Origin of the sequence: Bacillus sp. MYb78, from assembly GCF_002975115.1 — a bacterium.
GTDB classification, from domain to species: Bacteria; Bacillota; Bacilli; order Bacillales; family Bacillaceae_G; genus Bacillus_A; species Bacillus_A cereus.
The window spans coordinates 164,667-184,855 of the sequence record NZ_PCOB01000009.1; the positions used below are offsets into that span (position 1 = coordinate 164,667).

Here is a 20,189-nt window from a genome sequence, read left to right on the forward strand (position 1 = left end):
TTACTTCTCTAAAAATATAAGCACAGACTCCGCAATTTGCTCATAACCAATTTCTTGATAAATTTTATTCGATATCGGATTCGCTAAATCAGTATATAACGTAGTCGTCTTGTATCCTTCATCTAACATACGTTGACTAAGTGCCGCTACACAATTAGATGCGTATCCCTTTTTCCTTGCTTCTTTCGGCGTGTATACGAAATTAACTGTTATATTATTTTTAGTTGGTCTCGTTTTTGCAGCTACAGAAACAAGTTTCCTATCTACTTCCAAACCAAACAGTCGATTTGTAGTTATTAATGTATGCGCAGTTTGTTTTGCTTCTTCTTTCGTAGTAGGAAGCTTTACGTCTTCACAAAATTGATATATCCACTGTTCTATTAATGGTAATTCATCATTATTTACCGCCCGGAAAAGTCCGTTCGCATTACACTTCTTCTTTACTCTGTTCAGCTCATACACACCTTGCTCCATTGCAACATTCATTTTCTTATTTTCTAATACCGCAATCTCTTCCGCTAATTTCTGTACAATTTTCTTATTACCGATCAATCCAGGAATATCTGGATATACTTTCGTTAACTCTTTTGCAAGTTCCTCAATAGCTACTCCCGAAATTTCAGAAGTTGCAACAATGATTTGTTTCTTCTCTTCTGTTTGCAGAAATACAACCGCAATGTCTTCTCCTTGTTTCGCTATCCCCATAAATATCGGTTCTTGAACCATTTGTAATACACCTAATATGAGATTGTTTTCCTGCTCATTCTTTTCTAGAAATGGTGTAACATCTTCTTTAAAATGAAAAATCTCTTCATATACATGTAATTGAATCATCGACAATCTCTTCTCTCTATTTATATTTTAATTAAGTATTGGCGATTAATTCATTAAATCCCTCTTTTACGATTCAATAATATTCAAAGCTAATGTATTCAAGGCATTTTCAGCTTGTAAAATTCTCTGTTTTTCCTTTTCAAATACATCTTCTTCTTTTCGAAAGGACTCTTTTCGATTTTTAATCATACGCTTCATTTCTTTTTTACTCGGTCCACCGTATACATTTCTTTTTTGAATAAAAGCTTCTGGCGATATAATTTCTTTCCACTCTTTTTCTAATAAATTTATTTTAAAATGTTCTTGCAAATACATATTTACATCTTTGAAGTGTAATTCATGTAGTTCTTTTTTCTGCTCCAATGACATATTTGCAATAGCACTTGCTGCATGATGAGCATGCCGAAATGGAATTTCATAATTTTTCGTTAAAACATCAGCGAAATCCGTTATCGTTATTGCATGTTTATAGGAACGACTTTTTAACGTTTCTTCTTCTACTTTCATCGTTAGGATCACTGCATTCATCATACAAAAAACACGAATCGCCTTTTCAATCCCTTTATATAAATATGGCTGCAAGTCATCTTCCGTATCGACAATATCACCAAATGGTGTATTATGAATCATTTGAAATACTGTAAATGCTTCTCCTAAAGCACTACTCGTAATTGCACGAGCGTGTTCAATTGAAACCGGATTTCGTTTTTGCGGCATAATACTACTAATTTGTACATATGGCTTTGCAACAGTAATACCGTCATATTCTTTCGTTGCTAACAACAAAAAGTCATGAATCCATCTACTCGTATTCGTCATCATTACCATAAGTAGCGAGCTAACTTCTAATATATAATCCGCTCCGGCAACAGCATCATATGAGTTCTCAATTACAGTTGTAAATCCAAGTAGATGAGCAACTCGTTCTCGTTTAATCGGGAAACTTGTTGTAGAGAGTGCAGCCGCCCCCATTGGAGACTGATTTAAAAGCTGGTACGTTTTTTTCATTCGTTCTAAATCTCTTTGCATCGTATCATAAATTGCTAAAGTATAATGACCAAATGTTGTTGGCTGTGCCGGTTGTGTATGTGTATAAGCTGGCATGATCGTTTCCTTATGATCATCAGCAAGTTGCAGTACACTTTCTTGCAATAGCAAATAATGTTCCATTAATCGTAATATATACCGCCTTAAGCTCATGCGATACATCGTTACACCCATATCATTTCTACTTCTACCAATATGCATATTACTTACAAAATCGCATTTCGCTTCTTGAGAAATTAAATGTTCGATTAAAAAAAAGAGGTCTTCATGCTGCTCTGTATATACCAATTTATCTTTTGGTATTCGCTCTACTTTTCTAAGTGCGTTTAATATAACTTTAGCTTCTTCTATTTTCATTAAACTTTCTTCAGTCAGCATCGTAATATGTGCTTTATGCACTTGAAACATATCTTTCAATAAGTAATTTCGTTGAAAATCAAATACATGTTGTAATACACAATCCACATATGTTTTTCCAGGGAAATCAGCGCCTTCACTCTTTATAAACTCTTCCTTACTCTGTTTCATCACCTTTTCCCCTCTCACCTAAGTATTACTACCCATCATACCCATTGATAGAAAAAAAGTGCCTGTACATAAAAATAAACTCGGTGCTCTCTGCACCGAGTTTATTTAATAAAAGTCGCATCATACTTATCACTTTGCAACACTTGGAAATGTAAGTTTGCTAAATGTTTCCGTATTTCTGCACTATCGTCTTCATTTAAATTGTTCGCCAAAAACACAATTTCTGTACAGTTTCCACGTTTATCCATAGCGTAAACCGCTTTTGTAACCGTCCATGGTGTGTAACCATTCTTTTGTCCAGCATGTCTAAATGTTTTACGGTATTTCTTAGCACTCATGTCTGTTTCAACGATATTTGCCCACACTTTTTCTTCAGCTTCTGTCAAGCCACCTTTATGGTTTGCCTTTTGAAGTAATACCATATAATCATTTGCAGAAGCTGCTGGTAATCTATCTGACCAAATTTTGTCGTAACGTTCCTCTAAATAAAGCGGAATTTCCTTCTGTAATAATGGTCCCTTCTTCTTTAAGCGTTCATGAATAATCATCGAATATTCACGATATTGCTCTTGAGACATTTCTTTTAACTTTTTCTCTATTTTATATTTTGGAACATGTAATTCTTTATGCAAATATCCCGGGATATACAAAGATGAAACGATTGGAAATAGTGGTTGATGTGCAGGAAGTGATAAACTTTGTAAATTTCGATTGATGTTGTCTAATCCTAACAATTCCATTAAGTATTCAGCATTTGCATTCGAACTAAACTTAACCATTCCTTTTGCCACTTCTTCTAAAGAAACCGCTCCTTCAGTTATCTTGCCTGTCTTCTCCAAATACTTTTGCCATCTATCTTGTGCACCACCATCTGTATTCGGCACATAATAGCGATTCACATCGTTAATCGACACAAAACTAGACGAATCAATTTTCCCTTCAGTAACTTGTTTCGTATATTCAAGCGCCACAATTAATTTCATCGTACTTGCAACTGGCAATACAACATTTGGGTTTACAGAATAAACAACTTTATCATTTCTCTTTACTAGAAGCGCACTATTTTTTTCATCTTTATGTTCTTCAATAAAAGATGCAATATACTGTGCATCATCATTATTTGAACTCCACACTTTTTTCACTAAAAAGTTACCCGATATTAGCAAAACAAAAATACCCACAATTACTGCGCATACTATAGTTTTTTTCAAGTAAAATTCCTCTCCTATTGTGTAACTCTTCTCTATTTATCATTTAAAAAACAAAATAATGGAGATGGTCATTTAAATAACCATCTCCATTATTTTAACTTGTATGCTCCTATTATGTCTACGTCATAAATTTCACAAAATCCTCAAGAAACTTTTTATAATGTAACGACCAACCAATTCGCACCCAATTTTTTAATGCTTTTGCATCAGGTTGAGGCCGAAAATCAGCAATACTCTCTCCTTTTGCAATTCCAGCTGTATCTACATCGACACGACGATATACATAGTCTAAAAGAGATGGATTTGCCGCAACCATCATTGTAACGACGTCATGTACTGGGCTTCCTTTTATTTTCGGATTTAACTTTCTATAAGCTTTATAATAATACGTAAATATCGGCTCGATTAACTTATTAAAACTCGTTTTAGAGTGTTTCGTAATATATTTTACCATTTCCGGCGTAATAATTGCTTCAGATGTAACGTTAAGTGGTACTAATGTCACATTTTTAGCATTTTGCATAACTAATTGCGACGCAATCGGATCACCATGAAAATTCGCCTCTGCGACTGGTGTTACATTGCCAGGCATTAAGAAAGCACCGCCCATTATATAATATTCTTTCACATACTTCATCATCGGCTTTTCTAAAATAAATGCCGTCGCTAGTGTTGTTGATCTACCAGCATCGACTATTATTAATTCCCCTTTATATTTTTCAAGAAGATCAAAAAATGCACAAAAAGGCTTTATATTTGGCGAAAAAGTTTTTGGAGGTTTAATTGGCCCTAAACCGTCTGCCCCATGAATTTCTGGATAATACGTTGTAACATCTCCGGATAAAGGAATTTTCGCACCATTAATAACAGGTATATCTTCCCGTCCTGCCATTTGCAATAAATATGCGGCATTACTTGTCGCCTTTTCTTGTGTTACATTTCCATATCCCGTTACTACTCCAACAATATCAATATCAGGATGCAACAATCCATACATAATTGCTAAAGAGTCATCAATGCCTGGGTCTCCTAAAAATAACACTTTTTTCATCGACCTCAACTCCATCCCCTCAGTTGTTATTAATTTATGAATAAACGTGGATATACAGAATAAAAAAGAACAAATTCATACGAAAAAACGCAGTCTTATAAGGACTACGTTCTTCAGCTAACCTATACTGTTTTTTTTACAGCACTCATACTTCCAATAACATAAGCGATAAACGCAAAACAAATTGGGAAGACAACTGTATGTATACCGAACGGATTTGGATAGAAAAGATGAATACACATATATGAACCTACTCCAACGAAAATGGAAGCAAGCGCTCCTGTAGCATTTCCTTTTCTCCAATATAACCCTAATACGATTGGCCAAATGAATGCTGCTTCTAATCCACCGAAAGAAAATAAATTTAGCCATATTAAAAAATCTGGTGGTTTAATCGCCGCTGCATAAACGAGTAGCCCTACAATACCAGTAATCCACAAACTTCCTTTTTTTATCGTACTGTCTGCTGCATCTTTATTTATGTAATTTACGTATATATCTTTAATAATTGACGAGCTTACAAGTAATAATAAAGAGTTTACTGTAGACATAATCGCCGCCATTGGTGCAGCTAAGAAAACTCCAGCTAACCAAGGTGGCAACACTTCCATCGCGAGTAGCGGCATTACTTTATCTGGTACCGTTATACCTGGAAGTACTACTCTTGCAAATACACCTGTTAAATGCATACCAATCATAATTGTACCAACGACAACTGTTCCAATTATTAAAGCTTGGTGCATAGCTTTTGAATTTTTATAAGACATGGCACGCACACTAATTTGCGGTAAACCTACAACGCCAATTCCAATTAAAATCCAAAATGATGTAACATATGATTTCGTTAAACTGCCATCTGCTCCGAATGGTGTAATTAAATTTGGATTAATTTGAACAAGTTCCTGCATAATCTTTTCAATTCCACCACCAGCAATGACAGTAGCAATTAAAATGATTGTCGTTCCAACTAACATAATGATTCCTAATAATGTATCTGATAGCGCGACTGCACGAAATCCACCAATTAATACGTACACAAGTACAGAAAAAGTAAATAAAAATAGTGCTGTTGTATACGATAGACCCGTTAGTGACTCGATTAATCGTCCACCGCCGACCCACTGGGCTACTGTCGCTGAAAATAAAAAGATAATAATACATAACGCAGAGAGTATAACAACTGCTTTATTATTGTATCTCCCTTTTAAATAATCGATAAGAGTAATTGCTTCCATCTTCCTAGCAATAATTGCAAACTTTTTACCGATAACCGTTAAAACGATATATCCTGTTACAACTTGAATCGCAGATAATAGTACCCATCCAAGCCCCATATTGTAAGCAATACCGGGACCACCAATAAAGCTACTTGCACTACCATACGTAGCAATCATTGTCATCGCTAATAATAAACCGCCTAACTCACGCCCACCAAGAAAATATTCTTGTAAAAATTTATTATGTGCTGTTGCTTGCACGCGTCTTGAAGCATATACACCAATTAAAAATACAACGATAAACGAAATTATCATTGGAATGATTACATACCAATTCATCTATTATTCCTCACTTTTTTCTTCCTCATCGAGTGAAATATCTTGAAATACAAAACGAACAACTAAACTAAGTAAAATAACCATAACGATAAATCCAACGATACAGCTATAAAAAAACCATGCGGGAAAACCTAATACATATGTATATTCACTCGGATCTTTACTACCAAGCCCATAAGCAAATCCGTACCATATTATAAAATTAATAATAGCAAGTCCAAGACCAATTAACGCTTCTCTATGGGCTATTCGAAAGCGTGGATCATCATGATAATCTTTCATTTTTCCCCCTCCTCTCACGATGTATTATTGTACCATTGTTCTTCTAGTTTTTCCTACTAGAAAGCAAAAACAAGCAGGATTTTTTATAATCATATAGAAGCTTCTCTTACATTACATATTTTTTACAATTGTAACACAAATGAAATTTGAATTTTCAGTATTTATTAATTATGATTTTAATTAGAGGCTTTCCATCTAGTTTCCACATCCTTGATTTCGGAATAAGCGCCGTCTCGTACTGCGTTTACATTATATTTTCAAGGGGGTTATACAATGAGTCAACTAGCTGTAAATCTTCATGAAAAGGTAGAAAAGTTTCTTCAAGGTACAAAAAAGTTATATGTGAATGGATCTTTCATTGAAAGCGCTTCCGGCAAAACATTTAAAACACCTAACCCAGCAACTGGTGAAACACTTGCCGTCGTTTCTGAAGCTGGTCGCGAAGATATTCATAAAGCTGTAGTCGCAGCTCGTATGGCTTTTGACGAAGGTCCTTGGTCTCGTATGAGCACTGCTGAGCGAAGCCGTCTCATGTACAAGTTAGCTGATCTAATGGAAGAACATAAAGAAGAGCTTGCACAGCTCGAAACATTAGATAACGGAAAACCAATCCGTGAAACAATGGCAGCAGACATACCACTTGCAATTGAGCATATGCGCTATTACGCTGGATGGGCTACGAAAATCGTTGGTCAAACAATTCCTGTTTCCGGTGATTACTTTAACTATACACGCCATGAAGCTGTTGGTGTCGTTGGTCAAATTATCCCTTGGAACTTCCCGCTTCTTATGGCAATGTGGAAAATGGGAGCAGCGCTTGCTACAGGATGTACAATCGTTTTAAAACCTGCAGAACAAACTCCACTATCTGCTCTATACTTAGCTGAATTAATTGAAGAAGCTGGATTCCCGAAAGGTGTTATTAATATCGTACCTGGATTCGGTGAATCAGCTGGACAAGCTCTCGTTAATCATCCACTCGTTGATAAAATTGCATTTACCGGTTCTACTCCTGTCGGTAAACAAATTATGCGACAAGCATCCGAATCATTAAAACGCGTTACACTTGAATTAGGCGGTAAATCACCAAATATCATCTTGCCAGATGCTGATTTATCTCGCGCGATTCCTGGTGCACTTTCTGGTGTTATGTTTAACCAAGGACAAGTATGCTCTGCTGGGTCACGCTTATTTGTTCCGAAGAAAATGTATGATAATGTCATGGCTGATCTCGTCCTCTATTCTAAAAAACTAAATCAAGGTGTCGGTCTTAACCCTGAAACAACAATTGGTCCTCTCGTTTCTGAAGAACAACAAAAACGTGTAATGGGCTACATCGAAAAAGGGATTGAAGAAGGCGCTGAAGTACTTTGCGGAGGTAGTAATCCATTCGATCAAGGCTACTTCGTTTCTCCTACAGTATTCGCTGACGTAAATGATGAAATGACGATCGCAAAAGAAGAAATTTTCGGTCCAGTTATTTCTGCAATACCATTTAACGATATTGATGAAGTAATTGAACGTGCAAATAAATCACAATTCGGCTTAGCAGCTGGTGTGTGGACAGAAAGTGTTAAAACAGCACACTATGTTGCAAGTAAAGTACGTGCTGGTACAGTATGGGTAAACTGTTATAACGTCTTTGATGCAGCATCTCCATTTGGAGGATTTAAACAATCCGGTCTTGGTCGTGAAATGGGATCTTATGCATTAAATAACTATACAGAAGTGAAGAGCGTTTGGCTTAACTTAAATTAATGAGAAAGAACCTGACCTATCCGGTCAGGTTCTTTTCATTATGTATTCCTTTAAACTTGCAGTCCTCCGCTCACATTTAATACTTCTCCTGTAATATAGGATGCGTATTCTGATGCTAAAAAAGCTGCTGCGTTTGCAATATCTTCTGGCGTTCCAATTCTACCAACTGGAATCGCGCCAACCATCTTTTCTTTCACTTTATCTGGTATCGTTTTTGTCATATCTGTATCCATAAACCCTGGACAAATCGCATTACACGTAATACCGAAACTTCCAACTTCTTTCGCTGCCGTTTTCGTTAAACCTACAACGCCTGCCTTCGTAGCCGCATAATTTGCTTGACCTATGTTTCCTTCTCTACTAATTGAAGATATATTAATAATGCGTCCATACCCTTGTTGTCTCATGTAAAGAAGCGCTGGTTGCATACAATAAAAAACACCAGTTAAGTTCACTTGTAATACTTGTTCCCAAGCAGACTTCTCCATTTTATGTAACATTGCATCTCTTGTAATCCCGGCGTTATTCACCAAAATATGTAATGTACCGAATTTTTGAACCGCATATTCAATTAACGACTTCGCTTCATTTTGATTACTCACATCACATCGATATGAGCATACTTCATATCCTTCGTCCGATAATTCACGTGTCGTTTTTTGTAGCTTCTCTTCATTTACATCGCTAATTAATACTTTCGCCCCCAGCTTTGCATAAACCCTTGCAATCTCTTTTCCAATTCCCTGTGCAGCTCCTGTTACAACAGCTGTTTTCCCATATAAAAACTCCATTCCTATCCCCCATTTCTATTACTTATACTGTATATTTCGGCTTTTTACTTTCCAATTCCTCTTTGTATAAAAAAGTCTATTTGTGTCAAACTAACTTTGCAACGTCGCATAAAGTGCAAGGAGATTATGTCGAATGAACAAAAAGAATTTCAAACAAAGCAAAGCAACTGATGGCATTGATGTTGAGTTCTCTCGCGAACTCGCTGACCACAATGACTTAGAAGCAAACGCACGTGCAAATGCCGCTGATGCACGTCAAAAACGCCAATCAACCGAAAAATAAGGTACATCACAACCTTATTCTTTTCAAAAGGGACCTACTACCCAACAAAATAAACCGAGAGACATCTCTCGGTTTATTTTCTATATTTTTTTGCATAATGAGCCAAAGTAAGCAACGGATATATATGAGCATAACTATGATAACAAATATAAAACCCACCTGGTAAACCTGTTCCAGTAGGATATTTTTCATTTATATAAGGGTTGGAGAGCAAATATGAAATACCTTTTCGAATGACTGGCGTTTCTTTATCATAGTAAGAAATGAGGGCATCTAACGCCCATGCTGTTTGGGATGGTGTACTAAATGGTAAAGTAACGAACCTTTTCTCCACACTACTGTGGCAAGATTCTCCCCAGCCACCATCTTCATGCTGTATATGTTCAAGCCATAAAGCTGCTCGTTTCAATGATGGATCGCTAGATGGTATTCCGAGTGACCGTAAACCCGTCAACACTGCCCACGTACCATATATATAACAAATCCCCCATTTCCCATACCATGATCCATTTTCCTCTTGTGCATTCGTTAACCAATTTATCGCACTTTGTTTTTGTTTCTCAGGCAATTCGTTTTGTCCATACGTCCCGAAAAACTCTAGCACTCTTCCTGTAATATCTGGTGTAGAAGGATCTGTAATCATATCACTCGCATTTTCGATTGGTAAATTTGCTAATATACGGCTCGTTACCCCTTTTTCAAAAGCTCCCCAACCACCATCATTATTTTGCAATCCTTTAACCCAATTAACCGCTCGCTTCCATGCATTGTCTACATTTTCGTTCCCTCTACTTCGCGCCAATGCTCTTAACACAGCAGTTGTATCATCAATATCTGGAATCGTCGTATTCACATCCGAAAAGCCCCAACCACCTGGGAAGAGATCCGGTGCATGTACACTCCAATCTACTTTCTTTGTTTGCTGTTTTCTTAGTAAATACGCTGATGCATTTTGAATCACTTTACTTGCTTTCGGAACTTGAGCTTCTTGCAAAGCATAACTGAGTAAAGCTGTATCCCATATAGTTGACGGAGAGTTTTGCAAATGGCTCCCTCTTTCCATCTTCCATATATAAGATGTAATTCCCATTATAGCCTTCTCAATAATTGGTGATTGAATAGAATGTCCTAATGCAAGTAAAGCATAAATCATATAAAACGAAGCAGTTGCGTAACTATATAATGTTCCATTTTCATCAATACGCTCTTTCATAAAACGTTCTACTTCCTCATATCCTTTATGATGCAAAGAAAGTGGATACGTTATAATTTTCTTCACGTCACTTGCTAACGTTTGAAAAACTGGAGACCGATCCTCTCGAAACCATTCTCCGCCCCCGCCTGCAATGTGATTTAAATTTGGCAATAACTTTTTCCCTACTCGAAACCTTTTATTTAAGCACAACATCATCGGAATTAAATGAATACGTGCTGAGCTACTCAATTCAAATATACTGAGGGGGGAATCATTCTGTAGAAACATGATTGGTGTTGGTAAATGGAAGAGTGAAGGATATTCATATTCTCCATGAATCGCTAATAAAAACTTCGTCATAAAATGAGCACGCGCCACGCCTCCGCGTTCCTTAATAAAATTTTCCGCTCGCTTCATATTCGCATCTTCTTTTGTATATTTTTCCGATGCAAGTAAGGCAGCATAAGATTGAATTGTAGCAGATAAATTACCACCCATTTCATCTTCATACAATTTCCATGTTCCTTCATTTGTTTGAAGTGATGCTAATCTTTTTACAAAAGGTTCTATCTCTTTATCTCTACCTAATAATTTTAATAAAAAAATCATATGACAATCTGTTAGTGGCGCTCCTTCAAAACAAAACTGCCACGTACCATCTTGCCGTTGCATTGTTTGAAGTGCAGTTGTTCTTCTCGCTATTTCTTCATGCACTTTTTCATATAATAACAAGTTACTCACCCACCCTTTCGAAATCCGTATAACGATATTCAAAAAGGTAGCTGAATATGTATAAAAACAAAGAAAAGCAGAACATATAAAATGTTCCGCTCATAAACAATATCCTACTCCGACAATAATCCCTAATAAAGCACCAACTACTACTTCATACGGTGTATGCCCAACAAGTTCATTTAACTTCTTATATTCTGTTTGTCTACCGTGAAAAAACTCATTCAATATTTTTGCTTGTTTACTTACTGCAAGCCTTACTCCTGAAGCATCATACATAACAATAATGGCAAAAATAGTAGCAACCGCAAACATCGAGCTTTCCACACCTTCTACTACCCCAACTCCTGTAGCAAGCGCTGTCACTGTTGAAGCATGAGAACTTGGCATCCCACCTGAAGCAAAAAACTTTGCAAAATCAAATTCACCCGTTTTGATTAATTTAAAGACTACTTTCGTTAATTGTGCTAAAAACCATGAAATTACAGCGGCCATAAGCGGATCATTATGTAAAATTGTTTCCACGTTCTCAGCTCCCTACTAGCTATGATGGAAATCCTATATAGTATCAGTATAAAGAAAAATGCGTAGAAAATACTACGCATTATGATACTTTTGCTGATTTATTTTTTATAAATTTCGGTTGTTTCTGCACTAAGAACTTTGTCTTCGCTACCGAGAATACAAATAAAGCAACCCATATACAGAAAAATGCAATCATATGTGTGGATGTGAAATGTTCACCAAATACAAATACACCTAAAATTAAGCTAATTGTTGGCGCAATATATTGTAAAAATCCCACCATATAAAGCGGAATAAGTTGTGCTCCTTTTGCAAAATAAAATAGTGGTAATGCCGTTACAATACCTGCTCCTATTAAAAGTAACGTTGATAACATTGAAATAGATCCAAATGAGCCGAAACCATGGGCGCCTGTCATAACAAGATAAATGATTGCAAACGGTGTCACTAACATCGTTTCCATCGTAAGTCCAATTGTAGCATCATAATTTAATAGTTTTTTCGTTAATCCGTATAATCCAAATGAAAAAGCAAGTGAAAGAGAAACCCACGGAATAGATCCGAAACGTACTGTTAAAATGACAACCCCTACTCCTGCTAAACCAACTGCAACATATTGCCAAAAGTTTAACTTTTCCTTTAAAACGACTGTACCAAGTAAAATACTAATAAGCGGATTAATATAATAGCCAAGACTCGCTTCAATAACATGATTATGATTAACGGCCCATATGTAAACAAACCAGTTTCCGCTAATCAAGACTGAAGCTATTGTTAATGACATTAATAATTTAGGTCGTTTAAAAAGATTCACAAATTCCCCAATAAACTGGCGAAACCTCTTCGTAACACCTAATACAAGTAACATAAAAACAAACGCCCAAACGATGCGGTGTGCTAATATTTCATCTGCTGGAACTTCCTCAACCCATTTCCAATAAATCGGTAGAATTCCCCACATCGTATAAGCACCAGCCGCATATAGTATCCCTTTTTTTTGCTCTGCTGATTGACTCCCCATCTTCCTTTTTCTCCTCTTCTCATTTTTTCTCCATTATACGGTCTCACATGCTCACTTTACCAATAATCAATCTGCATTTCTTTCGACATTTCTCATACAACGAATAATAAACATACCGTTATTACAACAAGTAACGGTATGCCGAAAACAAATTTCTTTTTATGAGTTTTATGATGAAACATATACATACCAATCCAAGCTCCAACTGCTCCCCCAGCTGCCGCTGATAAAAACAGCGTACTTTCTGGCGTTCTCCACTGTTTCTTCTTTGCTTTTCGTTTATCAAGCCCCATAAGGCTAAAAGCTATAACGTTAATAATAAGAAAATAAATCCATTTCATCGCTTTCTCTCCTTATGAAAAATTCGCTTAATGGTAACACGAAAAAACGCCGGAAACAACTGAAGAACTCTTTTTATCAAACTAGTTTCATTCCTTTTTCTTAATTAGTTACCTTCATATTTACAAAACCAACTAAAATCGCAATTAAAGCATTTAAATAGAAAAATGTTATGAGCAGAATCTTATATTTCATTACATTCACCCACTACCATATCATCAAAAAAACTGCTCTCAATCACTTTCTCCTCAAAATGAAGAACTACAATTAGCCCTACATATAAAGAAACCAAATTTAGAAACCATTCCCCATTCTCATCTTTCTTAGCTAAGCATTTAAATATCTCTTGAAATTGCATACGCTCGTCTGCAGCAACAATCGGACGCACACCAAAATATTTCAATACGAGATTCAGCTTCAACTGCACGGATAATGATAAAATATATTTTAATAGCTTCGTATACTCTGTACTATCTTTTTGACTATACAACTTCACAAGCTTTGGATGTAAATTCGAAATCGATAATTCCTCGTCAGTCACTCTAGTTACTTCTATCGTTTCAATCATCTTTTTCATATCCATCACATTCACCCCTTCTGAAAAAATTCTAAAGCCAAAAAGTACTTAATTCAAAATGTGCAATAATTGTGCGTTTCTCGTCTCTCGTTCTTCCTCACTGACTAAATCATACTTTTTTAGAAGGTGAAAAATATCATTTAATAATTTCTGCGAATGATTACCTTGTAAAAAACTCTTTAACTCTTTAAAGATCCCTTCAGGTAAAGAATTCTTTTGACTTTCGAGCTTATTCATTACATCTTCAATAGAATGATCTATATTACACGCCATACTAAACTTCCCCCTCTATCCTTTATAAATAATATCCTCCGCTAACGATGTAAACACTTCTCCTACAAGAGAGTCTTCATCATATACAGATGAACCGTTATTTTCTTCTCGTTTTGCAAAAGGTATTTGCGCAATCACTTCTGTTTGCAATTGTTCTGCTAACATTTCGCCGCCGCCTTTTCCGAACAGATAATTTTTCGATCCATCTTGTTCTTCATAATAAGCCATGTTTTCCACAATACCTAAAATCTCGTGTTTCGTATGTTTTGCCATTACACCGACTCTTGAAGCAACGAATGAAGCTACATTGTGCGGAGTTGTAACAATTATTTCTTTCGCTTGCGGAATCATCGCTGCAACATCAATCGCAACATCTCCTGTACCTGGTGGTAAATCAAGTAATAAATAATCTAATTCTCCCCAGTGCGTATTCGCAAGGAAATTTTGAATCCATTTATTTAGCATCGGACCGCGCCACATAACTGGGTTATTTCCTTCTGTAAAAAATCCCATCGACATGATTTTAACACCGTGACTAATGACTGGAATTGCCGTTTGATCAATCATCGTTGGTTTCGTATTCGTTTCCATCATAGCTGGAATACTAAAACCATATATATCCGCATCTAATATCCCCACTTTTTTCCCCATACGAGCTAGTGCAGTTGCAAGATTAATTGTCACCGTTGATTTTCCAACTCCGCCTTTTCCGCTCGTTACAGTAATAAAACGTACTCCTGACTCCGGGCGAAGCATACTCGGCATACCAGTTTCTGTTCTAGTATTTTTCTTTAACTTCTCTGTTAAAGCTGCACGTTCTTCTTGTGTCATAGAACCAAATGTTATCTCCACTTTAGAAGCACCAATTGCGTAAAGTGATTCTTCAATATCTTGTTGAATTTTTGCTTTTAACGGACAACCTTGGATTGTTAGTACTACTTCAAGTTTAACCTCTGTTCCGTTCATTTGTATATTTCTAACCATATTTAATTCTACAACACTTTTGTGTAACTCTGGATCCTCTACATGTTTTAATGCATTCATTATTTGTTCTTGAGTAAGCATGGAACTCATCCCTTCTCTTATTCTAATTTATATACAACATCTTCTTGGCGCTTCATCTGGTGAAAAAGCTTATTACCCGCCGCTAACGGGCGGGATTAATGCGACTATATCTCCAGCCTTTATCATCTCTTCATTCATTACAAACTCCTCATTAACAGCCACCATCACTTTATCCAGCGATTGTAAACAATAGCTGACTTTGAGCCATTCTTTTAATTGCTGCACTGTCATTTCTTGCTTTTCTGAAATTACTAATCGATCCGATCCAACTTCCTCACGCAAATTTGCAAATAATAAAATTGTAATCATTTTCTCATTCTTCCTCCTTTGGTTTTCCTTCTGGATATGGTGTGTTTTCAAGTTGATCTCCAATCCACATCGTTCCATCTTCCCAAAATTCTTTTTTCCAAATTGGAACAATTTGTTTTATACGTTCAATCGCGTACTCATTCGCTTCATAAGCTACTTTACGATGCGGTGATGAAACTGCTATGACTACCGCAATATCCATTATTTCTAGCCGCCCTACACGGTGCGTAATTGCTACTTTTGCATCCGGCCATCTTTCACTAATCTCTTCACCAATTCTCATAAGTTGTTTTACTGCCATCGGTTTATATGCTTCATACTCTAAATGTAGCGTTCGTTTTCCTTTTGTTAATTCTCTCACCGTACCAATAAATGTTGTAATCGCACCTGCTTCCCTTCTTGCGACTTTATTCGTTACTTCTTCAACTAAAATCGGATTATCTACAATTTCAAATAGCGCTTGTCTCATTAGAACCACCTCTCACTTTATGAAATGTCCAAGGCCATTCACTACCTTCGTTATCTTCTAATAAAAGAACATCAACAAACATATCTTTTTTATATCCTCTTGTCCCGCCCGGCAATACGATAAACGCATTTGATTCTGCCAATGAAGAAACTGAGCTAGATTTATCAAACCCTGATGGATAAGCGATTAATTTCCCCTCATCATATTGCAATTTTGCTCGTACAAATCTTGTAAATGGATTCGGTTTTAGAAAATCTTCTCCTAATAACGCTTTTTCTCTTTTTAAATGTACTTTTTCACTAAACATATACGTCCGAATACACGGTCTTACGAATAATTCAAACCCTACGTAACAAGCGGATGGATTTCCTGATAAACCAAATAATAACTTGCCATTTAATTGTGCTACGGTCGTAACACTTCCTGGTCGCATTGCAACTTTATTAAAAAGAACAGATGCACCTAACTTTTCGTAAATAGCTGGTAAATAATCATAATCTCCTACAGATACACCGCCGGTTGTAATTAACATATCTACTTGGCCAAGCGCTTCTTTCACAGCTGTAAAACACGTATTAAAATCATCACTAAACTTCCCAAAATATTTTACTCTGCCACCCGCTCTTCGAATTTGAGACAATATCATGTACGTATTACTGTTTCGGATTTTCCCTAGCTGTAATGAATCATCGACATCCAGTAATTCACTCCCAGTCGCTAACAGTCCAATTACAGGCTTTCTCGCAACTGGTACTTCACTATAACCGAATGTAGCAAGAAGAGCTGAAATACCTGGATTAATGTACGATCCTTTCTTTGCAAGAACCGTTCCTTTACGAGCATCTTCACCTTGAAAAGAAATATTGTCGCCCGTTTTGAATGATCGCTTCACTTCCATATAATTGTTGCCATTCTTCTCATATTGACGAGTCAGCTCTAACATAACAACCGCATCACACTCATTCGGAATTTGTGCTCCCGTCATAATTCGAACTGCTTGAAACGGACCTACTTTCTCATGGAATAGCGATCCTGCACCAATTTCACCCACTACTTCAAATACAATTGGCGTTTCATAACTTGCTAAATTAGTATCTTCTGCTCGAATAGCAAATCCGTCATACGGCGAACGATTAAATGACGGTACATCATGGTCAGCTACTAAATCCTCTGCTAATATACGTCCATAAGCTAATTCAATTGGTAATAGCTCCTTTAAGCCTTTATCAGCAAATCCCATCACTTTACGAACAGCTTCTTCAACCGTAATTGGCACTCTTCTTTCCATTGTTGACACCCTCTCTATTAACCGAATACGCGATAATATAGTTGTTTCGCTTTCGAAATATCATTTGTACCATGAATAAAAACACGACCATCTCGAAAAACAACCACGCGGTAATCATCGAATTGGCAAGATAGTAAATACGGATTCCGATCTACTTTCCCCAGTTTTTGTAATACTTTTTCTATATCATCAAAATTGTATTTCCTATTGTCTACTGTTCTAATTTGAACTGTATTTCTTCCGCATAAAACAGCTGCTTTCGTTTGATTTTCGTATGATAAATAAGGATAAGTTCGATTCAAACCGCATGAGAGACAAGTGTCTGTTTTTATTTTCCCTAATTTTATAAAATGATTTTGATTACTCCATATATCAAACATGAAAAATGTTTTTCTAATTGCTGAGAAATCTTCCACTAAAATTTTGAGTGCTTCTGCCACTTGATATGCTGCGACGATTTGAACAGTCGGGCTAATAATTCCAGCGGTATCACATGTCACACCTGTAACAGGAATATTTTTCAGCATACAATGTAAACACGGTGTCTCTTGCGGAATAATTGTATAACTCATACCATACGATCCAACGCAAGAACCATATACCCAAGGAATATTATGTTTTTGTGATAAATCATTTATTACAAATCGAATATCAAAATTATCTGTTGCATCAATGATTACATCTACATTTTTTAATAGACCTTCCATATTTTCTGAAGTTGCATCCATTACGAAAGCATGTATTTGTACTTCCGAATTAATTTGTTCTAACCGATTTTTTGCAGCAATTGCTTTCGGCATTTTCTCTCTCGCATCTTGTTCAGAGTACAATTGTTGCCTTTGTAAATTACTCCATTCAACGTAGTCACGATCAATAATCGTCAACTTGCCAACACCTGCACGTACGAAACTTTCGGCACTTGCACTTCCTAATGCGCCTGCCCCTACAATTAACACATGTTTATTTCGAATTTTTTCTTGTCCTTTACTCCCAATTGGTTTGAACAACTGTTGTCGTGAATACCGATCAGCCATTACATACCCTTCCTCTCAAGAACTCTATTTCATATTAGAATGTTGTTTCTGATAACAAGCAAAGTAAGCAAAACCAACAAACCCAGCTCCTCCAATTACATTTCCGATAAAAACAGGAACAAAATTTTTAGCCAAATCCATCCACGTTAGATGACCAGCAAAAATAACAGCGGAAATGACAAACATATTTGCTACTACTTGCTGAAATCCAATCACTACAAATGCCATAATTGGAATCCAAATTCCGATGATTTTTCCGACAAAATCACTCGTCCCGTAAGCGAGCCAAAGAGCAAGACAAACGAGCCAATTACAACCAATTGCTAAAATTAAAGTTCTCCCAAATGATTCATGTAACTTCCCTTCCGCTATCGCTACCGTTTTATTTAAATACTCTCCCTCTGTTAATCCGCCAAGATGCCCAAAGCAATACGCAACGAAAATTGCCCCAATAAAATTCATGAGAGTAATCCAAACCCAGTTATTCAGTACACTTATCAATGTAATTTTCTTTGCATAAAGCGCCATAGACAGTGACATCATATTTCCCGTAATTAATTCTCCTCCTGCTAATACTACGAGCATGAGTCCAACAGGAAATACTGCTCCTCCTAAAACATTCACTAGACTTCCCCAGCGCTCAGGTAAATTCCCTAAAACTCGAATGTTAAGTAAAAAACCTATCGCAATAAACGCTCCTCCTAAAAAACCGAGAATAAGCATCGCTGGCAATGTCTGTCTTACTTTTTGAACACCGGCCTCAATGACAAGTTCAGCAATTTGTTCCGGCTTATGAAATGCCATTACCCATTCCTCCATTTTCTCCAAATAAAAAAGCAGCTTCAAAAAACCTCCTCAAATAAAGGTTTTTGAATGCTGCTTAATTTCTCTGCACATCTTTTACAGAGATATCAATCATCACTTTTACTATAAAATAGAAAATCCACAACTCTTGTAAATTTTCCATTTTTCACTATGAAGCTAGCTTTATATATTAACCACCGATATGTGACATTTCAATTTTAGGTATTGTTTTCTTATTTGTATGATTTAAGCGTTCATCTGAATAACGATCTTCCCTATTATTCCATATATCGCGTACTACATCTGTAATGTCCTCATCTGTATGTTCAGAACGAAGCAATTCTCTTAAATCATTTCCTTTAGAAGCAAATAAGCAAGTATATAATTTTCCTTCTGCAGAAATACGAGCTCTCGTACATGATGAGCAAAAAGAATCTGTTACTGATGAAATAATACCTATTTCCTCATCGCTTCCTATATAACGATACCTAGTAGCCACTTCACCAGAATAATTTGCTTCTATCCGTTCTAACGGCATAACTTGATGAATCGTATCTACTATTTCTTGTTTAGAGACGACCTCTTTTAAATCCCAACCATTATAATTTCCAACATCCATATACTCAATAAAACGAAGAATATGCTTATTTCCCTTAAAATATTGCGCCATCTGCAAAATGTCCTGTTCGTTTTTTCCCTTTTGAACGACCATGTTTATTTTAATTTTCATTCCAACTTCAGCTGCAGCCTGTATTCCTTCCAGAACCCTTTGCACTTTGCTCCTATTACCATTTAAATAGAAAAACCGCTCTTCTTCTAAGGAATCTAAGCTAACTGTTACACGTGATAGTCCCGCCTTATATAAATCAGGAGCAAACTTTTTAAGTAACGATCCATTGGTTGTTAAACCGATATCTTCTACACCATCAATTTTATTAAGGCGCTCAATAAGCTTTGGAAGCCCTCTTCGAAGTAACGGTTCTCCGCCTGTAATCCGTAATTTTCTCACACCTAAAGAAACGAAAATACGTGTTATCCTTTCAATTTCATCAAAAGATAAAATTTTCTCATTAGACAAAAACGAGTAATCAGGACCAAATATTTCTTCTGGCATACAATATCGGCAGCGAAAATTACAGCGATCAGTAACTGAAATACGTAAATCCTTTAACGGACGTTGCAACTTGTCTAATGTAACTGATTTCATCTTCATTGCC

The 20,189-nt window shown here is 36.3% G+C and carries 22 protein-coding genes; 2 read left to right on the forward strand and 20 right to left on the reverse strand.

Translation table 11 applies throughout. From position 1 onward, the window contains the following. The 6 genes from CQ064_RS18600 to CQ064_RS18625 form a co-directional block, all read right to left on the reverse strand. Entirely contained in the window at nucleotides 1-834 is an 834-nt protein-coding gene (locus CQ064_RS18600; protein ID WP_000615371.1) for a GNAT family N-acetyltransferase, read from the reverse strand. 66 nt (nucleotides 835-900) lie between these two features. Then, entirely contained in the window at nucleotides 901-2,409 is a 1,509-nt protein-coding gene (argH, locus tag CQ064_RS18605) for an argininosuccinate lyase (RefSeq protein WP_000813971.1), read from the reverse strand. A gap of 101 nt (nucleotides 2,410-2,510) precedes the next feature. Beyond that, nucleotides 2,511-3,620: a serine hydrolase gene (locus CQ064_RS18610; protein WP_000751368.1), complete on the reverse strand. Its 1,110-nt coding sequence runs from the start codon at nucleotides 3,618-3,620 to the stop codon at nucleotides 2,511-2,513. Nucleotides 3,621-3,738: 118 nt separating this feature from the next. After that, complete coding sequence (locus tag CQ064_RS18615; RefSeq protein WP_000756465.1) at nucleotides 3,739-4,671, reverse strand: nucleoside hydrolase; 933 nt, start codon at nucleotides 4,669-4,671, stop codon at nucleotides 3,739-3,741. Between the two features lie 122 nt (nucleotides 4,672-4,793). Continuing rightward, nucleotides 4,794-6,227 (reverse strand): sodium/pantothenate symporter, encoded by a 1,434-nt coding sequence (gene panF / locus CQ064_RS18620; protein ID WP_001104824.1) that lies wholly within the window; start codon nucleotides 6,225-6,227, stop codon nucleotides 4,794-4,796. A 3-nt stretch (nucleotides 6,228-6,230) separates the two neighbouring features. Beyond that, entirely contained in the window at nucleotides 6,231-6,509 is a 279-nt protein-coding gene (locus tag CQ064_RS18625) for a YhdT family protein (protein WP_000656237.1), read from the reverse strand. 273 nt (nucleotides 6,510-6,782) lie between these two features. Between CQ064_RS18625 and dhaS the strand changes: the two genes are divergently transcribed. Further along, nucleotides 6,783-8,267, forward strand: coding sequence for an aldehyde dehydrogenase DhaS (gene dhaS / locus CQ064_RS18630; RefSeq protein WP_000080280.1), 1,485 nt, complete (start codon nucleotides 6,783-6,785; stop codon nucleotides 8,265-8,267). Nucleotides 8,268-8,317: 50 nt separating this feature from the next. Here the strand turns inward: dhaS and fabG are convergent, their stop codons facing one another. Further along, a complete protein-coding gene (gene fabG / locus CQ064_RS18635; protein ID WP_000395352.1) occupies nucleotides 8,318-9,058 on the reverse strand; it encodes a 3-oxoacyl-ACP reductase FabG in 741 nt (246 codons plus the stop codon). 133 nt (nucleotides 9,059-9,191) lie between these two features. Here fabG and CQ064_RS18640 point away from each other — a divergent pair, with 133 nt between their 5' ends. Continuing rightward, nucleotides 9,192-9,341: a YfhD family protein gene (locus CQ064_RS18640; RefSeq protein ID WP_001035815.1), complete on the forward strand. Its 150-nt coding sequence runs from the start codon at nucleotides 9,192-9,194 to the stop codon at nucleotides 9,339-9,341. 73 nt (nucleotides 9,342-9,414) lie between these two features. On the opposite strand, the gene CQ064_RS18645 is transcribed toward CQ064_RS18640, so the two are convergent. From CQ064_RS18645 to moaA, 13 genes are all read right to left on the reverse strand, one after another. Further along, the gene (locus CQ064_RS18645; RefSeq protein ID WP_000928139.1) at nucleotides 9,415-11,268 is read right to left on the reverse strand and encodes a terpene cyclase/mutase family protein; all 1,854 of its coding nucleotides are present in this window, start codon (nucleotides 11,266-11,268) and stop codon (nucleotides 9,415-9,417) included. Nucleotides 11,269-11,367: 99 nt separating this feature from the next. After that, nucleotides 11,368-11,793, reverse strand: a complete 426-nt coding sequence (locus CQ064_RS18650) for a divergent PAP2 family protein (RefSeq protein WP_000447817.1) — start codon at nucleotides 11,791-11,793, stop codon at nucleotides 11,368-11,370. A 79-nt stretch (nucleotides 11,794-11,872) separates the two neighbouring features. Then, nucleotides 11,873-12,814 carry an EamA family transporter RarD gene (gene rarD, locus CQ064_RS18655; RefSeq protein WP_000535541.1) on the reverse strand — a complete coding sequence of 314 codons (942 nt, stop codon included), beginning with the start codon at nucleotides 12,812-12,814 and terminating at the stop codon, nucleotides 11,873-11,875. A gap of 92 nt (nucleotides 12,815-12,906) precedes the next feature. Continuing rightward, nucleotides 12,907-13,155: a DUF1294 domain-containing protein gene (locus CQ064_RS18660; RefSeq protein WP_000871349.1), complete on the reverse strand. Its 249-nt coding sequence runs from the start codon at nucleotides 13,153-13,155 to the stop codon at nucleotides 12,907-12,909. A gap of 182 nt (nucleotides 13,156-13,337) precedes the next feature. Next, complete coding sequence (locus CQ064_RS18665) at nucleotides 13,338-13,736, reverse strand: hypothetical protein (protein ID WP_000367304.1); 399 nt, start codon at nucleotides 13,734-13,736, stop codon at nucleotides 13,338-13,340. Between the two features lie 42 nt (nucleotides 13,737-13,778). Beyond that, nucleotides 13,779-14,003: a hypothetical protein gene (locus tag CQ064_RS18670; protein ID WP_000752378.1), complete on the reverse strand. Its 225-nt coding sequence runs from the start codon at nucleotides 14,001-14,003 to the stop codon at nucleotides 13,779-13,781. Between the two features lie 15 nt (nucleotides 14,004-14,018). Continuing rightward, the gene (locus CQ064_RS18675) at nucleotides 14,019-15,068 is read right to left on the reverse strand and encodes a P-loop NTPase (protein WP_000957515.1); all 1,050 of its coding nucleotides are present in this window, start codon (nucleotides 15,066-15,068) and stop codon (nucleotides 14,019-14,021) included. A 72-nt stretch (nucleotides 15,069-15,140) separates the two neighbouring features. Further along, nucleotides 15,141-15,377 (reverse strand): molybdopterin converting factor subunit 1, encoded by a 237-nt coding sequence (gene moaD, locus CQ064_RS18680; RefSeq protein WP_000628502.1) that lies wholly within the window; start codon nucleotides 15,375-15,377, stop codon nucleotides 15,141-15,143. 4 nt (nucleotides 15,378-15,381) lie between these two features. Continuing rightward, nucleotides 15,382-15,846: a molybdenum cofactor biosynthesis protein MoaE gene (locus CQ064_RS18685; protein ID WP_001248110.1), complete on the reverse strand. Its 465-nt coding sequence runs from the start codon at nucleotides 15,844-15,846 to the stop codon at nucleotides 15,382-15,384. Further along, complete coding sequence (locus CQ064_RS18690) at nucleotides 15,827-17,134, reverse strand: molybdopterin molybdotransferase MoeA (RefSeq protein WP_000442197.1); 1,308 nt, start codon at nucleotides 17,132-17,134, stop codon at nucleotides 15,827-15,829. Before CQ064_RS18690 ends, CQ064_RS18685 begins: the two co-directional genes overlap by 20 nt. 17 nt (nucleotides 17,135-17,151) lie before the next feature. Continuing rightward, a complete protein-coding gene (locus CQ064_RS18695; RefSeq protein ID WP_000785264.1) occupies nucleotides 17,152-18,168 on the reverse strand; it encodes a molybdopterin-synthase adenylyltransferase MoeB in 1,017 nt (338 codons plus the stop codon). Nucleotides 18,169-18,192: 24 nt separating this feature from the next. Then, nucleotides 18,193-18,972 carry a formate channel gene (locus CQ064_RS18700; protein WP_000863998.1) on the reverse strand — a complete coding sequence of 260 codons (780 nt, stop codon included), beginning with the start codon at nucleotides 18,970-18,972 and terminating at the stop codon, nucleotides 18,193-18,195. A 190-nt stretch (nucleotides 18,973-19,162) separates the two neighbouring features. Further along, nucleotides 19,163-20,179 (reverse strand): GTP 3',8-cyclase MoaA, encoded by a 1,017-nt coding sequence (gene moaA, locus CQ064_RS18710; protein WP_000844154.1) that lies wholly within the window; start codon nucleotides 20,177-20,179, stop codon nucleotides 19,163-19,165. Nucleotides 20,180-20,189: the final 10 nt, after the last annotated feature.

What these genes read in the sequence shown, in the direction of transcription:
- moaD (WP_000628502.1), bottom strand. Translation starts at nt 15,377, where the DNA reads ATGATTACAATTTTATTATTTGCAAATTTGCGTGAGGAAGTTGGATCG.
- CQ064_RS18625 (WP_000656237.1), bottom strand. Translation starts at nt 6,509, where the DNA reads ATGAAAGATTATCATGATGATCCACGCTTTCGAATAGCCCATAGAGAA.
- rarD (WP_000535541.1), bottom strand. Translation starts at nt 12,814, where the DNA reads ATGGGGAGTCAATCAGCAGAGCAAAAAAAAGGGATACTATATGCGGCT.
- CQ064_RS18640 (WP_001035815.1), top strand. Translation starts at nt 9,192, where the DNA reads ATGAACAAAAAGAATTTCAAACAAAGCAAAGCAACTGATGGCATTGAT.
- argH (WP_000813971.1), bottom strand. Translation starts at nt 2,409, where the DNA reads ATGAAACAGAGTAAGGAAGAGTTTATAAAGAGTGAAGGCGCTGATTTC.
- CQ064_RS18670 (WP_000752378.1), bottom strand. Translation starts at nt 14,003, where the DNA reads ATGGCGTGTAATATAGATCATTCTATTGAAGATGTAATGAATAAGCTC.
- CQ064_RS18660 (WP_000871349.1), bottom strand. Translation starts at nt 13,155, where the DNA reads ATGAAATGGATTTATTTTCTTATTATTAACGTTATAGCTTTTAGCCTT.
- CQ064_RS18615 (WP_000756465.1), bottom strand. Translation starts at nt 4,671, where the DNA reads ATGAAAAAAGTGTTATTTTTAGGAGACCCAGGCATTGATGACTCTTTA.
- moaA (WP_000844154.1), bottom strand. Translation starts at nt 20,179, where the DNA reads ATGAAATCAGTTACATTAGACAAGTTGCAACGTCCGTTAAAGGATTTA.
- CQ064_RS18700 (WP_000863998.1), bottom strand. Translation starts at nt 18,972, where the DNA reads ATGGCATTTCATAAGCCGGAACAAATTGCTGAACTTGTCATTGAGGCC.
- CQ064_RS18685 (WP_001248110.1), bottom strand. Translation starts at nt 15,846, where the DNA reads ATGAGACAAGCGCTATTTGAAATTGTAGATAATCCGATTTTAGTTGAA.
- CQ064_RS18690 (WP_000442197.1), bottom strand. Translation starts at nt 17,134, where the DNA reads ATGGAAAGAAGAGTGCCAATTACGGTTGAAGAAGCTGTTCGTAAAGTG.
- panF (WP_001104824.1), bottom strand. Translation starts at nt 6,227, where the DNA reads ATGAATTGGTATGTAATCATTCCAATGATAATTTCGTTTATCGTTGTA.
- dhaS (WP_000080280.1), top strand. Translation starts at nt 6,783, where the DNA reads ATGAGTCAACTAGCTGTAAATCTTCATGAAAAGGTAGAAAAGTTTCTT.
- CQ064_RS18600 (WP_000615371.1), bottom strand. Translation starts at nt 834, where the DNA reads ATGATTCAATTACATGTATATGAAGAGATTTTTCATTTTAAAGAAGAT.
- CQ064_RS18665 (WP_000367304.1), bottom strand. Translation starts at nt 13,736, where the DNA reads ATGGATATGAAAAAGATGATTGAAACGATAGAAGTAACTAGAGTGACT.
- CQ064_RS18675 (WP_000957515.1), bottom strand. Translation starts at nt 15,068, where the DNA reads ATGCTTACTCAAGAACAAATAATGAATGCATTAAAACATGTAGAGGAT.
- fabG (WP_000395352.1), bottom strand. Translation starts at nt 9,058, where the DNA reads ATGGAGTTTTTATATGGGAAAACAGCTGTTGTAACAGGAGCTGCACAG.
- CQ064_RS18695 (WP_000785264.1), bottom strand. Translation starts at nt 18,168, where the DNA reads ATGGCTGATCGGTATTCACGACAACAGTTGTTCAAACCAATTGGGAGT.